Source organism: Ruminococcus sp. AM26-12LB (assembly GCF_003480785.1).
Taxonomy (GTDB): Bacteria; Bacillota; Clostridia; order Lachnospirales; family Lachnospiraceae; genus Blautia_A; species Blautia_A fusiformis.
Genome location: NZ_QUJX01000003.1, coordinates 150,830 through 165,098 on the forward strand (window position 1 = coordinate 150,830; position 14,269 = coordinate 165,098).

The following is a 14,269-nucleotide window of genomic DNA, read 5'->3' on the forward strand; positions in this document are numbered from 1 at the left end:
AAAATTTATGCAAGTCCGATTATTGACACATTATGTGCATTTATTTTATAATAAAAACGAATTTAGTAATGATTTACTGATCCGGAAAGGGGGAGAGTTCTGTGAGATGTCCGTTCTGTAACCAGGATAATACAAGAGTTGTAGATTCCAGACCTGTAGAGGATACCAATTCCATCCGCCGCCGCCGTCTCTGTGATGCCTGCGGAAAGCGTTTTACAACTTATGAGAAGGTGGAAACGATTCCGCTGACTGTGATCAAGAAGGATCAGAACCGGGAAAGCTATAAACGTTCTAAGATCCAGGATGGTGTTCTTCGTGCCTGCTATAAGCGCCCCATTCCCATTGAGAGAGTGGAAGAGATGATCGATTCCATAGAAGGAGATATTTTCCGGTCAGAAGACCGTGAGATCAGCAGTACCAAGATCGGAGAGATCGTTATGGAGCATCTGAAGGATCTGGATGCGGTGGCGTATGTACGCTTTGCGTCTGTATACAGAGAGTTTAAAGATGTCAGTACCTTTATGGATGAGCTGAAGAAGCTGATCAATTAAGAGATTAAATGAATAGACCGCAAATGCAGGAGATTTCAGGCCGATTGTCAAAAGACAACCGGCCTTTTTTGAAACATGAATGTTTGATTTTTCAGAGATCGTAAAAGTGGATACAAAAAAAACAGGAACCGCATGGGAAAATCCTCTGCGGTCCCTGCTATAAATATACATTAATGATTCAGGAAACTTAATTAAACAATACCCTGAGCTTTCATAGCGTCAACAACTTTTTCGAAGCCGGCGATGTTTGCACCTACAACATAGTTGTCTTCCATACCGTAACGTTTAGCAGCGTCATCAGTTTTGTGGAAGATATCGATCATGATGTTGTGGAGTTTCTCATCAACCTCTTCTCTTGTCCAGGAAAGTCTCATGGAGTTCTGGCTCATCTCAAGTGCAGATGTGGCAACACCGCCAGCGTTTGCGGCTTTACCAGGCATGAAGAGAACACCGTTCTCCTGAAGGTATGTTGTTGCATCAAGAGTAGTAGGCATGTTTGCACCTTCAACGACGTATTTGCAGCCATTTGCAACCAGTGTTTTAGCTCCGTCAATACCAAGCTCGTTCTGAGTAGCGCATGGAAGGTAGATATCACATTTGATATTCCAGATGCCAAGTCCCTCAGTGTAGGTAGCGCCCTCAACACGGTCTGCATATTCTTTGATACGTCCACGTTTTACTTCTTTGATATCCTTTACGACGTCAAGGTTGATTCCGTTCGGATCGTAGACATATCCGTTGGAGTCGTTCATTGCAACAACCTTGGCACCAAGCTGAGTAGCTTTCTCAACAGCGTAAATAGCTACATTACCGGAACCTGTTACAACGATTGTTTTTCCTTCTACGGAATCATTGTGAGCTTTGGCGATCTCGTTGAGCATGTATACAACACCGTAACCGGTAGCCTCTGTACGGATCAGGGAACCTCCGAAGGAAAGACCCTTTCCTGTAAGGACACCCTCATAAAGGCCACGGATTCTCTTATACTGTCCGAAGAGATAACCGATCTCACGTCCGCCGACACCGATGTCACCAGCCGGAACATCTGTATCTGCGCCGATATATTTGCAAAGCTCTGTCATAAAGCTCTGGCAGAATGCCATAACCTCTCTGTCAGATTTACCCTTAGGATCGAAGTTGGAGCCACCTTTTCCACCGCCGATCGGAAGGCCTGTAAGAGAGTTTTTAAAGGTCTGCTCAAAACCAAGGAATTTCAGGATACCCTGATTTACAGAAGGATGGAATCTTAAGCCGCCTTTGTATGGTCCGATGGCGCTGTTGAACTGAACACGATATCCCTTGTTAACCTGTACAGTTCCGTTATCATCGATCCACGGTACTTTGAAGGAGATGATCCTCTCTGGCTCTACAAGACGCTCAAGGATAGAAAGTTTACGATACTCTTCCTCATTTTTGTCAATTACGACTTTAAGGGAATCGAGAACTTCCTTAACTGCCTGATGGAATTCTGGCTCGCCAGGATTCTGTGCTACAACTCTTTCATAAACTTCTTCTGTGTAAGACATTGTTGTTTCCTCCTCATCACATATTAAATTGCGTTGAAAACTAAATTCGAGTGCTATTATACATTAACATGCTAAAAAAGGGAAGTGCTAAATTTAATTTTTTTAAATTTTTATTTCTTGCGTTGAAAGCCTAAATGTGAGATGATATAGAATAAATATTTTTTGACTATGAAATTAAAATGGTTAAATAATAGTGAAAATTAGAAGAGGAGTGGTTTTTATGAGAACATTCGGGAAATCATCAAAGCTTGACAACGTGCTGTACGATGTGCGCGGACCGGTTGTGGATGAGGCTGCCAGAATGGAAGAAGATGGAATGGAGATTCTGAAGCTGAATATTGGTAATCCGTATCCGTTTGGGTTTTCAGCACCTCAGGAAGTGATCCTGGATATGCTGAGTAATGTTCGTACTTCCCAGGGATATTCCGATTCCAAGGGCATTTTTTCTGCAAGAAAAGCGATCATGCAGTATGCACAGCTTCGCGGGATCCCGGGAGTTACCATTAATGATATTTATACGGGAAATGGTGTCAGTGAACTGATCAACCTCTGTATGCAGGCGCTGCTTGATAACGGGGATGAGATCCTGATCCCGGCTCCGGATTATCCGTTGTGGACAGCTACTGCAACACTGGCAGGCGGAAATGTAGTTCATTATATCTGTGACGAACAGTCTGACTGGTATCCGGATATTGAGGATATCAAGAGCAAGATCACACCAAGGACCAAGGCGATCGTTATCATCAATCCCAATAACCCTACAGGTGCAGTATATCCGAAGGAGATCCTGGAACAGATTGCAGACATTGCAAGAGAAAATGAGCTGATCATCTTTTCTGATGAGATCTATGACCGTCTTGTTATGGATGGATATAAACATACATCGATTGCATCCCTTGCACCCGATGTGTTCTGTGTAACATTTTCAGGATTGTCCAAGTCTCATATGATCGCAGGTTTCCGCATCGGATGGATGATTTTAAGTGGTGCAAAAAGTAAGGCGAAGGGTTATATAGAGGGAATCAATATGCTCTCTTCCATGCGTCTCTGTTCAAATGTTCCGGCACAGTCCATTGTACAGACTGCACTTGGCGGATATCAGAGTGTCAATGAATATACGCAGCCGGGCGGACGTGTTTATGAGCAGAGAGACTTTATTTACAAGGCACTGAATGATATTCCGGGAATTTCCGTTGTAAAACCACATGCGGCATTTTATATATTCCCGAAGATCGATACTGAGAAATTCAATATTTTCAATGATGAACAGTTTGCTTTGGATTTTCTTCATGAGAAACAGGTGCTTGTTGTTCCGGGCAAGGGATTCAACTGGAACCAGCCGGATCACTTCCGTATTGTTTATCTGCCGGATATCCGCCAGCTTGACAAGGCAATGAAGAAGATGAAAGAGTTCTTTGCTACATATAAGCAGGGCTGATCGCAGATAGACAAGAAGAGATTTGCGATCCGCATTCGCTGCCTGCTCATAACCGATAAACTGTAAAGCAGGTATTCGGTTATATTTTCGGCATAGACCGGAACCGAAAAAAATGTTATAATATATCTGAAATATCCCGGCCAGCTACGCCGGGATATACAAATAAGACCAGAATTGCTTGAGAGGGGAATGAGGAGGGACCGTTATCGAACAGCAATAAAACAGAAATCGAAAGGGGAAATAACTGATGAGCAAATTCAACATGAAAGTGACACCTGAGATTGAGAAACTTACCCAGATCTGTCGTGAGAATGACAAACTGGATCTGTCTTTATATGGTAAATACGATGTCAAGCGAGGCTTGCGTGACCTGAATGGAAAGGGTGTCCTTGCAGGACTGACCCAGATCTCCAATGTCCAGGCAACGAAGATCGTGGACGGAAAAGAGGTTCCCTGCGCAGGTAAGCTTTCTTATCGCGGGTATGACATTAAGGATCTGACAAATGGTTTTATCAATGACCGGCGCTTCGGCTTTGAGGAAGTAACCTATCTGCTTCTTTTCGGAAAGCTTCCGGATCAGGAAGAACTGAATGGATTTTCCGGGATTCTTGCGAACCAGCGTATGCTTCCGCGGAATTTTGTAAGGGATGTCATTATGAAGGCACCATCCAGAGATATTATGAACGCTCTGTCAAGAAGCGTGCTGACACTTTATTCCTACGACAAAGACCCGGATAATATTGAACTGGAGAATGTGCTCCGTCAGTGTATCAACCTGATCAGTGTTTTCCCGCTGTTATCTGTTTATGCATATCAGGCCTATAACCACTATGAGAGAGGCGAGAGTCTTTATATCCATCAGCCTAAAAAGGAGCTTTCCACAGCTGAGAATATCCTGCGTCTGTTAAGACCGGATAAGAAGTATACGGCACTGGAGGCAGAGATCCTTGATATTGCTCTGATCCTTCATATGGAGCATGGCGGTGGTAATAACTCTACTTTTACTACACATGTGGTTTCCTCTTCCGGGACAGATACGTATTCTGCGATCGCGGCAGCACTAGGTTCTCTGAAAGGCCCGAAACACGGCGGTGCCAACATCAAAGTCGTAAAAATGTTTAACGATATGCGTAAACATGTACATGACTACAGTGATGAAGAGGAGATCAGTGCATACCTTAAGAAGCTTCTTCATAAAGAGGCCTTTGATAAACGTGGACTGATCTATGGTATGGGACATGCGATCTATTCTGTTTCAGATCCACGTGCAGAAGTCTTTAAAGGCTATGTGGAACAGCTTGCAAGAGAAAAGGGCAGAATGAAGGATTATCAGCTGTATGCTGCAGTAGAGCGTCTTGCACCAAAGGTTATCGCAGAGGAGCGTAAGATCTATAAGGGTGTCAGTGCCAATGTGGATTTTTACAGCGGATTTGTTTACAGCATGCTGGATCTGCCGCTGGAGCTTTACACACCGATGTTTGCTATTGCACGTATCGTAGGCTGGAGCGCACATCGTATGGAAGAGCTTATCAATGTGGATAAGATCATCCGTCCCGCATATAAGAATGTCCTTCCGGAAGCAGAGTATATTCCTCTTTGCGAGCGATAGGAAAGGACTGAGGTGGAATAGATGTTCAGATGCTTTTTTCCGGATGAATATCTGGATTCTGCGTATGGGATCGATTATGAGAAGCTTTACAGAGAAGGATACAGAGGGCTGCTCTTTGATATCGATAATACCATTGTTCCCCACGGGGCACCGGCAGATGACCGGGCAAAGAAACTGTTTGAAAAGCTGAGGGCTCTCGGGTTTCGATACTGTTTTGTATCCAATAACCAGAAACCTCGTGTGGAGCCCTTTGCCAAAGCAGTAGAGGGGGATTTTATAGAAAATGCCCATAAACCGGCTGTGAAAAATTATAAAAAAGCCTGCCAGGTGATCGGAATCGATCTTGACAGGACGATCTTTATAGGAGATCAGTTGTTTACGGATATTTATGGAGCAAAGAGAGCAGGGATCCGGACGATCCTTGTGAAACCGATTCATCCAAAAGAGGAGATCCAGATCGTACTGAAGCGATATCTGGAAAAAATAGTATTACATTTTTACCAAAAAGAGGAGGGAAAGAATTCATGAACCATATTGTAATCATCGGCTTTATGGGTTCAGGAAAGACACGAGTTGGAAAGAGACTGGCGAAGGACCTGGGGCTTCCGTTTATTGACGTGGACAGACTGATCGTGAAAAAAATGAACATGTCAGTAAAGGAGGTATTTGAACGCTTTGGAGAAGCATTTTACCGTGCGCTGGAGACTATGGCAGTCAAGGAACTGTCCACAGACAGCGAACGGAAGGTAATCTCTGTAAGTGCGGGATTGCCTCTTCAGGAGCAGAACCAGAAATATCTCCAGAGTATGGGAACGATCATCTATCTGAAGGGATCTGCTGCAACGTTGATCAAACGTCTGGAAGGAAGTAACAATCCCACATTGGAAGGAACTGAGAATAAAGAAGAGAAGATCAAGAAACTTCTGAAACAGAGAGATCCGGTTTATGAGAAGTTTGCGGACATTAAAGTTGTCACAGGAGTGAAGCCTTTTGATGAGCTGATCGCAGAAATTGAAGAAAAATTGAAGGCTTAAACAAAAAAACAGTTGAAAAATGGCAAAAGGTATTATAGAATAATCCATAGCGAAAAAGAACCGCATATATTAAGGAGGAAATATTTATGATTTCAGCAGGTGATTTCAAAAATGGTATCACACTTGAAATTGATGGAAACGTATGTCAGATCGTTGAATTCCAGCATGTAAAACCAGGAAAAGGCGCAGCCTTTGTAAGAACAAAATACAAGAACATTATCACAGGCTCTGTAGTAGAGAAATCCTTCCGTCCTACAGAGAAATTCCCGGCAGCACGTATTGAGCGTGTAGATATGCAGTATCTGTATCAGGATGGTGGTTTATACTACTTCATGAATACAGAGACATATGATCAGGTTGGTCTTACAGAGGAGCAGGTTGGCGATTCTCTGAAATTTGTTAAGGATAATGAGATGGTTAAGGTTTGCTCTCATAACGGAGAGGTATTCGCAATCGAGCCACCTCTTTTTGTAGAGCTTGAGGTTATTGAGACAGAGCCAGGATTCGCAGGAAATACAGCACAGGGTGCTACCAAACCGGCAACTGTTGAGACAGGTGCACAGGTTCAGGTTCCTCTGTTCGTAAACCAGGGCGACAAACTGAAGATCGATACAAGAACAGGTGAGTATCTCTCACGTGTATAATGCAGCAAAAAACCCGCGTAAGCGGGTTTTTTTGTGCCATAAAATTAAAAGATCATTTTGACAGTATTTAAAATACCAAAGTTTGAATGCATATTCCAGACTGTACAGGTAAGAAAAAACGGTACAGTCTGGACTTTTTTTGAAATATCCTTGACACGAAAAATCATTCTGGTATAATTAAACCCAGTCAAAAAACTGACTAAGAAGTTCGTCTGTCCACCAGAGATGACCGGAAATGATCCTGTCACAGAAGTCTTTTAAGGGCTTGTACTGGTTTCGACGGGGGCTTTGAAGTTAGGGAAGCCATCCGCAGACTCCTGGACTGCGTACCAACCGGGAACTAAATATAAACGCAGACGAAAAGTTAGCGTTAGCAGCCTAAGCTGCTCGTCAGCCCCGTTGCACTCACACATCGGGAATCTGGCGTCGACCATGTGAGAAACCTTGCCGGGTAAGCTTTGCCCCGGTAGATGTATCATGAAGCTACTGAAGCAGTAAGCCTGTCGGTGGGCGTACTGCTGAGGGAATGTTAAATCAGCGACTGTGATGGGAGATGCCTTAAGGGATAGGCTTTCGGACAGGGGTTCGATTCCCCTCAGGTCCATTTATGGAACGTCCCGGAAAGACAGCATTTATGCGGCTTTCCGGGAATTTTTTTTACTTTCTTTATTACTCGTGGATATCAGGGAATTCTTCGCAGATACAGAAAGCGATGGTGATAGAATGAAAAAAACTCTGCTTAACAGAAAAAAGCAGAATAAGAAATCTGATTATTATGATTATAATCTGGTAGCTGTTATTGTACTGCTGGTGTGCTTTGGACTGGTCATGCTTTACAGTACCAGTTCATATATGGCAGAAGTGAATTATGGCAACGATATGTTTTATTTTAAGAAACAGGTACTGATCAGTGCAGCATGTCTGATCGGAGCGTTATTTATTTCAAAAATACTGGATTATCATATCCTTCTTCCTTTTACAACTGCGTTGTATGTGGCTTCGCTGATCCTTATGGGACTTGTGCGGACTCCGCTGGGACATTCCTCTCATGGTGCTACCAGATGGCTGTATATCGGACCGATCAACTTTCAGCCTGCCGAGCTGGCAAAGATCGCGGTTATTATCATGATGGCTTACATGATCGGAAAAATGGGACGAAAGGTGAAAACTTTAAAGAGCTGTATGATCCTGGGACTTCCGGGGGCAGGACTTGCGCTTGCGGCTTATATACTTACAGATAACCTGAGTACAGCCATGATCATTTTGGGAATAACAGTTGGAATGGTGTTTGTGGCACATCCGGATATGCGTCCGTTTATTGCTGTGGCAGCGGCAGGAGTGATCCTTATTGTGATCGGAGTACTTTTTCTGGTTGCGACGACCAAGAATAGTGACAGCTTCCGTGTTATGCGAGTACTTGTATGGCTTCAGCCTGAGAAATATTCCGATGAAGGCGGTTATCAGACGCTGCAGGCATTGTATGCCATTGGCTCCGGAGGGCTTTTTGGCCGCGGGCTTGGAAATAGTATCCAGAAGCTTGGAAGTGTTCCGGAAGCACAAAATGATATGATCTTTTCAATTATCTGTGAGGAGCTTGGAATTTTCGGAGGGATTTTTGTACTGATCCTGTTCGGATATCTTTTGTACAGGTTGTTTTTTATTGCGCAGAATGCACCGGATCTGTTTGGCTCACTGATCGTTACCGGGATTTTTATACATATTGCGCTGCAGGTGATCCTTAACATTGCCGTTGTACTGAATCTGATGCCCAATACAGGTGTCACCTTGCCCTTTATCAGTTACGGAGGAACGTCCATTGTGTTCCTGATGCTGGAGATGGCAATAGCTCTCAGCGTGGCCCGTCAGATAAAATTTCAAGAGTAAAATAGTTTTAAAATCAAAATATTTTTGCTCTGGAGCCATTTTTTGGGAAAATCCTCTTGACAACTGTTTTTGCAGACTATATACTTTGCTCAAAAAGAGGAAACAGATTCGATCTGTAACGATTAAAGGAGAGAATAAGACATGTTAGAAAAAATGAAAGAAATGCTTGCAGAGCAGTTAAATTGTGAGGCATCTACAATCACACAGGAGACATCTTTCAAGGATGATCTTGGTGCAGATTCTCTTGACCTGTTTGAACTGGTCATGGCTCTTGAGGATGAGTACAATGTTGAGATCCCGGCAGAGGAGCTTACAGATCTGAACACAGTTGGAGATGTGATCGATTATCTTAAGAACAAAGGCGTAGAAGCATAAGCAGAAATCTAGGATCCTCTGGGACGACAGTGTCTCAGAGGATTTTTTTTGTATATGCGAAGATACATGAGAGGGATGGCAGGGTATTCCGCCGGAAAACCTATGGACATTTTGAAGGATTTGGGTATATAATAGCACCTATAAAGAGAAACAACAAAAATGAGGAGAAAAGAAATGACAAAGATCAGAACAAGATTTGCACCGAGCCCTACAGGAAGAATGCATGTGGGTAATTTAAGAACAGCTCTTTATGCTTATTTGATCACAAAACATGAAGGCGGAGATTTTATCCTCCGTATTGAAGATACAGACCAGGAACGTTATGTGGAGGGAGCTGTAGATATCATCTACCGTACTCTTGAGAAAACAGGACTTCTCCATGATGAGGGACCGGACAAGGATGGCGGATTTGGCCCGTATGTACAGAGCGAGCGTCAGGCAACAGGCATGTATCTGAAATATGCCAAACAGCTTATTGAGCAGGGAGATGCATATTACTGCTTCTGCGGCAAGGAAGAACTGGAAAGCATGAAACGTACTGTTGCAGGTAAGGAGATCTCTATTTATGACAAGAGATGTCTCCATCTTTCCAAGGAAGAGGTTCAGCGCCGTCTGGATGCAGGTGAGCCGCATGTTATCCGCTTTAATATGCCAACAGAGGGAACCACTACATTCCATGATGTTATTTACGGAGATATCACCGTTAACAATGAGGAGATGGAGGATTTGATCCTGATCAAATCTGACGGTTATCCGACCTACAACTTCGCAAATGTAATTGATGATCACCTTATGGGAATCACACATGTTGTAAGAGGTAACGAATACCTTTCCTCTTCACCGAAGTATAATCGTATTTATGAGGCATTCGGATGGGAAATCCCGACCTATGTTCACTGTCCGCTGATCACAGACGAGACACATCAGAAGCTTTCCAAGAGATGTGGACATTCTTCCTATGAAGATCTGATCGATCAGGGATTTGTGACAGAGGCAGTGATTAACTATGTTGCACTCCTTGGATGGAGCCCGGCAGACAACCGTGAGATCTTTTCTCTTCCGGAGCTTGTGGAGGCATTTGATTATCATCATATCAACAAATCACCGGCAGTTTTTGACATTGCCAAGCTGAAATGGATGAATGGTGAGTATATCAAGAAGATGGATCCGGAGGCATTCTATGAGAGAGCACTTCCGTATCTGAAAGAAGTTCTGAAAAAAGACTTTGATCTTAAGAAGATCGCAGGAATGGTTCAGACCAGAATTGAAGTATTCCCGGATATTCCGGAGCTTGTAGATTTCTTTGAGGCAGTTCCGGAGTATGACAGTGCGATGTACCGTCACAAAAAGATGAAAACAACAGAGGAGACTTCTCTTGCAGTTCTCAAGGAAGTGCTTCCGGTACTGGAAGCGCAGGAGGATTATACCAATGATCCGCTGTATGCATCTTTAAGCGCTTTTGTAAAGGAGCACGGATATAAGAATGGTTATGTTATGTGGCCGCTTCGTACAGCAGTATCCGGCAAGCAGATGACACCGGCCGGTGCAACAGAGATCATGGAGATCATTGGCAAGGAAGAGACACTGAAACGTGTACATGCAGCAATCGAAAAGCTTGAAAATAAATAAGAGTGTGATCGATAATCCAGTTATGAAACGAAATCCATCTCAGAAAAGGGCGATCGCCCACCTGTCAGGACCTATGATGGTTCTGGCAGGCCCCGGTTCGGGGAAAACTTCCGTCATAGTAGAAAGAACAGCACATATGATCCAGGAAGGGAAGATACCGGCTTCCTCTGTTCTTGTTGTGACTTTTTCCAGGGCAGCAGCAGTGGAAATGAAAGAACGGTTTCTGAAATTTACCGGTGTTCAGCGAACCGGCGTTACTTTCGGGACTTTTCACGGAGTGTTTTACGGGATCCTCAAACAGGCTTATGGTCTGAATGGAGGAAATATCCTGTCAGAAGAAGAAAAATATGCGATCTTAAGAGAACTGGTGGTAAACTGTGCTGCAGAACAGTCCCAGGAAGGGGATTTTGTGGAAGATATTGCCAAGGAGATCAGTGTTGTAAAAGGTGGAAGGATCTCTCTGGAACATTATTATTCTTCCTGCTGCCCGGATGAAGTATTCCGACAGATTTTTCAGGGATATCGAAAAGTCCTGAATGAAAGAAGAAAACTTGACTTTGATGATATGCTGTTAAGCTGTTATGAACTTCTGAAAAAGCGAAAAGATATCCTGTCTGCATGGCAGAAGAAGTTTCACTATATTCTGGTGGATGAGTTTCAGGATATCAATCATCTTCAGTATGATATCGTGAAGATGCTGGCAGCACCGGAGAACAATCTGTTTGTGGTGGGAGACGATGATCAGTCTATCTATCATTTCCGTGGCGCTCACCCGGAGATCATGCTGAATTTCCCGGAAGATTTTAAAAATGCGGAGACGGTGATCCTGAATATCAATTACCGGTGCAGTGGAAATATCTTGGATACAGCCATGAAGGTGATCGATCATAATGAAAACCGTTATGTGAAAAAACTTTCCACACCAAATGAACCGGGAGAGCCGGTGCAGATAAAAGAATTTCGAAATCCCAGAGACGAATATATGGCAGTTGCAGGCCTGCTGCGGAATCGGATGGAAGAAGGGGATAATATTGAAGATACAGCGCTGCTTTTCAGGACTAATCAGGAAGCCGAAGGACTGGTCGCTGCGTTGATGGAGTATGGGGTTCCTTTCACTATGAAGGAAAAACTGCCCAACCTGTTCCGACACTGGATCTGCCGGAATATGATCGCTTATTTGAAAATGGCAGAAGGAGACCGGAGCCGCAGTACATTTCTGGAGATCATGAACCGGCCAAACCGATACATAGCCAGAGACGCTCTGACAGAAAAAAACATTGATTTTAAAGCATTGGGAGAGTTTTACAAAGACAAGGACTGGATGTGTGACAGGATCACAACGATGGAGACACATCTTCGGATCTTAAAGACTATGGCCCCTTATGCAGCCATTAATTTTATCCGGAATGGCATGGGATACGAAGAATACTTGCAGGAATATGCAAGGTATCGTAAAATAAAACCGGAAGAGCTTATGGAAACCCTGAACCGGATCCATGAAAGTGCCAGAGGAATGAAAACATTGGAAGAATGGATGGCCTATATGGACGAGTATACCAGAAAGCTGGAAGAACAGGCGAAGAAACAGGATGTGAAACGGGAAGGAGTGGTGATATCCACTCTTCATGCGGTCAAAGGTCTGGAATATGACAATGTATATATCATGAATGTAAATGAAGGCAGCATGCCTTATCGGAAGGCAGTCCTGGAGGCACATCTGGAGGAAGAACGGAGGCTTTTCTACGTTGGTATGACACGGGCAAAGAAGAAACTCTGCCTGTATTATGTAAGACAGCAGTATGAGAAGGAACGGGAACCGTCCCGTTTTCTTGAGGAGGCCGGATTATGAATGGGATTATTTATTATACGAAGATCAGAGATGAATATAACAGCAAGAACATGGAGCATATGATCGGGGAAAAGCTTCTGGAAATCGGACTTGAGCGGGAATTTGGACGGAAGCTTGCTTTTGAGCCTCGGTCAAAGGGGGAACATGGGAAACCGTTTTTTACCCTGCTTCCAAGAATTCATTATAATATCACACATTCCGGAAAATATGTGATGTGTCTGTTTGCCGGAGAAGAGGTGGGCATTGATGTGCAGATCCACAAGAAGGTAAATTACGAACGGCTCCTTGAAAGAATGGTGCCGGCAGATATGATACGGGAAATCCTGGATGCAGATGATATGGAGAAAGCCTTTTTTGCCCAGTGGGTTTTGAGAGAGGCATATATCAAATGGACCGGAGAGGGACTGTCCAGGGATCTGCGTACGATTTCCATGGATAAGGGAAATTACATAATGCTGGAGCTGGAACCGGGATACAGTGGTGCGATCTGGTCCAGAGACAGCCTGGAATTACGATTTGAATACGAAGACATCATTTTGAGATAGCAAATAGAGACGATGAAATGAACAAAGAGATGAAACACAGCTTCAGGATTTTCATTCTGAAGATCCTGGCAGTTGTTTTTGTGCTGTGCATATGTTATTTTTTATATGCATTTGTTTACCGTGCAAAAACTGAGCTGCCCACAAAAGCTGTGGTGACAAACCGAGGTGCTGCAGTGTATACACTGCGGGGACAGAAACAGATGCTTTCCCAGAAAGAGGATTTTTCTTATTTTGCCTTTGATGGGAGAGAAAAAGAGAAGGAATATGGAACATATGTCATTCCCGGGCTGAAGAATACCAGGACGCTGCTCACAAAAAAAGGTGCCACTCCTGCCATGTGTACATCCATGACGCCTCAGGGACTGGCGGTTACAGAGGATTATGTGCTGGTCAGCGCTTACTGCAGCACACAGAAACATAATTCGGTCATTTATGTGATCGATAAGGAAAAGCATAATTTTATTAAAGAAGTGATACTGCCTGGACAGCCTCATGTGGGAGGACTTGCCTATGACCCGGAGCATAAGTTATTATGGTATTCCTCCAATATCAACGGGATCGCACAGGCAGTGAGTATAAAGATGGATACAATAGAAGCCTACGATTATGATGACAGCCATCTGCCGGTGGATACTTTCCAGATAGTCAGTCTTTATGGGATCGTGAGAGATTCTTTTATGACCTTTTATGAGGGGTGTCTGTATGTAGGCTGCTTTGAAAAATATAACGAAAGTGTAATTGCACGATACGGAGTTGACGAAGAGGGAAAACTGATCAATACCATGGACGAGAAACTGGGCATGGATTTTGAAATGGCAGTTCCGTTGGATTATTCCACCATATCGGAGCAGGTTCAGGGAATTGCTTTTTATAATGATAAGCTTTTGATCTCTCATTCTTTTGGAATCCTGCCATCCAGGCTGGTATTTTATGAACAATCCGATAAGCGTTTGTATGTAAACGAGAATTCTGCCAGAACTTATCGTTTTCCGGAACGACTGGAACAGATCGTGGTGGAGGGTGACAGTCTTTATGTGATGTTTGAATCCTGTGCCTATGCATACCGTGCGTCCTCCGTAAATATTGTGGATCGGGTCCTGAAGCTGAATCTTTCGAAGATGGAGACCTATGACGAAGAAGAAAGTCTTTTTTTTCTGTCGGAATAAAGAAAAAACGAGAGAGCAT

13 protein-coding genes and 1 other RNA gene are annotated in these 14,269 nt (G+C 43.6%); 13 read left to right on the forward strand and 1 reads right to left on the reverse strand.

The genetic code is table 11. The annotated features are described in order from the left end of the window. Window positions 1-101 precede the first annotated feature (101 nt). Entirely contained in the window at window positions 102-551 is a 450-nt protein-coding gene (gene nrdR, locus DW694_RS02935; RefSeq protein WP_021976805.1) for a transcriptional regulator NrdR, read from the forward strand. Window positions 552-742: 191 nt separating this feature from the next. On the opposite strand, the gene gdhA is transcribed toward nrdR, so the two are convergent. After that, window positions 743-2,077: an NADP-specific glutamate dehydrogenase gene (gdhA, locus tag DW694_RS02940; protein ID WP_118752526.1), complete on the reverse strand. Its 1,335-nt coding sequence runs from the start codon at window positions 2,075-2,077 to the stop codon at window positions 743-745. Between the two features lie 220 nt (window positions 2,078-2,297). Between gdhA and DW694_RS02945 the strand changes: the two genes are divergently transcribed. The 12 genes from DW694_RS02945 (at window position 2,298) to DW694_RS03000 (ending at window position 14,250) form a co-directional block, all read left to right on the forward strand. Next, window positions 2,298-3,515: an aminotransferase class I/II-fold pyridoxal phosphate-dependent enzyme gene (locus tag DW694_RS02945; RefSeq protein WP_015524426.1), complete on the forward strand. Its 1,218-nt coding sequence runs from the start codon at window positions 2,298-2,300 to the stop codon at window positions 3,513-3,515. A gap of 247 nt (window positions 3,516-3,762) precedes the next feature. After that, window positions 3,763-5,124: a citrate/2-methylcitrate synthase gene (locus tag DW694_RS02950; RefSeq protein ID WP_015524427.1), complete on the forward strand. Its 1,362-nt coding sequence runs from the start codon at window positions 3,763-3,765 to the stop codon at window positions 5,122-5,124. Window positions 5,125-5,145: 21 nt separating this feature from the next. Beyond that, complete coding sequence (locus DW694_RS02955) at window positions 5,146-5,652, forward strand: YqeG family HAD IIIA-type phosphatase (RefSeq protein WP_110103007.1); 507 nt, start codon at window positions 5,146-5,148, stop codon at window positions 5,650-5,652. Next, a complete protein-coding gene (locus DW694_RS02960) occupies window positions 5,649-6,158 on the forward strand; it encodes a shikimate kinase (protein ID WP_015524429.1) in 510 nt (169 codons plus the stop codon). Before DW694_RS02955 ends, DW694_RS02960 begins: the two co-directional genes overlap by 4 nt. Window positions 6,159-6,244: 86 nt before the next feature. After that, the gene (efp, locus tag DW694_RS02965; protein WP_015524430.1) at window positions 6,245-6,802 is read left to right on the forward strand and encodes an elongation factor P; all 558 of its coding nucleotides are present in this window, start codon (window positions 6,245-6,247) and stop codon (window positions 6,800-6,802) included. Between the two features lie 261 nt (window positions 6,803-7,063). Next, window positions 7,064-7,409, forward strand: a transfer-messenger RNA (tmRNA) gene (gene ssrA, locus DW694_RS02970). 116 nt (window positions 7,410-7,525) lie between these two features. Further along, the gene (locus DW694_RS02975) at window positions 7,526-8,686 is read left to right on the forward strand and encodes an FtsW/RodA/SpoVE family cell cycle protein (protein ID WP_110103029.1); all 1,161 of its coding nucleotides are present in this window, start codon (window positions 7,526-7,528) and stop codon (window positions 8,684-8,686) included. Between the two features lie 141 nt (window positions 8,687-8,827). Next, window positions 8,828-9,061, forward strand: a complete 234-nt coding sequence (gene acpP, locus DW694_RS02980) for an acyl carrier protein (RefSeq protein WP_118752527.1) — start codon at window positions 8,828-8,830, stop codon at window positions 9,059-9,061. Window positions 9,062-9,235: 174 nt separating this feature from the next. Next, complete coding sequence (gene gltX / locus DW694_RS02985) at window positions 9,236-10,690, forward strand: glutamate--tRNA ligase (protein WP_015524432.1); 1,455 nt, start codon at window positions 9,236-9,238, stop codon at window positions 10,688-10,690. Continuing rightward, on the forward strand, window positions 10,677-12,539 hold the full coding sequence (locus DW694_RS02990) for an ATP-dependent helicase (RefSeq protein ID WP_330409222.1): 1,863 nt from the start codon (window positions 10,677-10,679) through the stop codon (window positions 12,537-12,539). The genes gltX and DW694_RS02990 overlap by 14 nt, the downstream gene beginning before the upstream one ends. After that, window positions 12,536-13,084 (forward strand): 4'-phosphopantetheinyl transferase superfamily protein, encoded by a 549-nt coding sequence (locus DW694_RS02995; protein WP_110103006.1) that lies wholly within the window; start codon window positions 12,536-12,538, stop codon window positions 13,082-13,084. The genes DW694_RS02990 and DW694_RS02995 overlap by 4 nt, the downstream gene beginning before the upstream one ends. 17 nt (window positions 13,085-13,101) lie before the next feature. Beyond that, entirely contained in the window at window positions 13,102-14,250 is a 1,149-nt protein-coding gene (locus DW694_RS03000; protein ID WP_022426373.1) for a hypothetical protein, read from the forward strand. Window positions 14,251-14,269: the final 19 nt, after the last annotated feature.

Excerpts from the sequence above, each read along its gene's own strand:
- gdhA (WP_118752526.1), bottom strand. The coding sequence starts at position 2,077 with ATGTCTTACACAGAAGAAGTTTATGAAAGAGTTGTAGCACAGAATCCT.
- DW694_RS02945 (WP_015524426.1), top strand. The coding sequence starts at position 2,298 with ATGAGAACATTCGGGAAATCATCAAAGCTTGACAACGTGCTGTACGAT.
- DW694_RS02950 (WP_015524427.1), top strand. The coding sequence starts at position 3,763 with ATGAGCAAATTCAACATGAAAGTGACACCTGAGATTGAGAAACTTACC.
- DW694_RS02955 (WP_110103007.1), top strand. The coding sequence starts at position 5,146 with ATGTTCAGATGCTTTTTTCCGGATGAATATCTGGATTCTGCGTATGGG.
- DW694_RS02960 (WP_015524429.1), top strand. The coding sequence starts at position 5,649 with ATGAACCATATTGTAATCATCGGCTTTATGGGTTCAGGAAAGACACGA.
- efp (WP_015524430.1), top strand. The coding sequence starts at position 6,245 with ATGATTTCAGCAGGTGATTTCAAAAATGGTATCACACTTGAAATTGAT.
- DW694_RS02975 (WP_110103029.1), top strand. The coding sequence starts at position 7,526 with ATGAAAAAAACTCTGCTTAACAGAAAAAAGCAGAATAAGAAATCTGAT.
- acpP (WP_118752527.1), top strand. The coding sequence starts at position 8,828 with ATGTTAGAAAAAATGAAAGAAATGCTTGCAGAGCAGTTAAATTGTGAG.
- gltX (WP_015524432.1), top strand. The coding sequence starts at position 9,236 with ATGACAAAGATCAGAACAAGATTTGCACCGAGCCCTACAGGAAGAATG.
- DW694_RS02995 (WP_110103006.1), top strand. The coding sequence starts at position 12,536 with ATGAATGGGATTATTTATTATACGAAGATCAGAGATGAATATAACAGC.
- DW694_RS03000 (WP_022426373.1), top strand. The coding sequence starts at position 13,102 with ATGAACAAAGAGATGAAACACAGCTTCAGGATTTTCATTCTGAAGATC.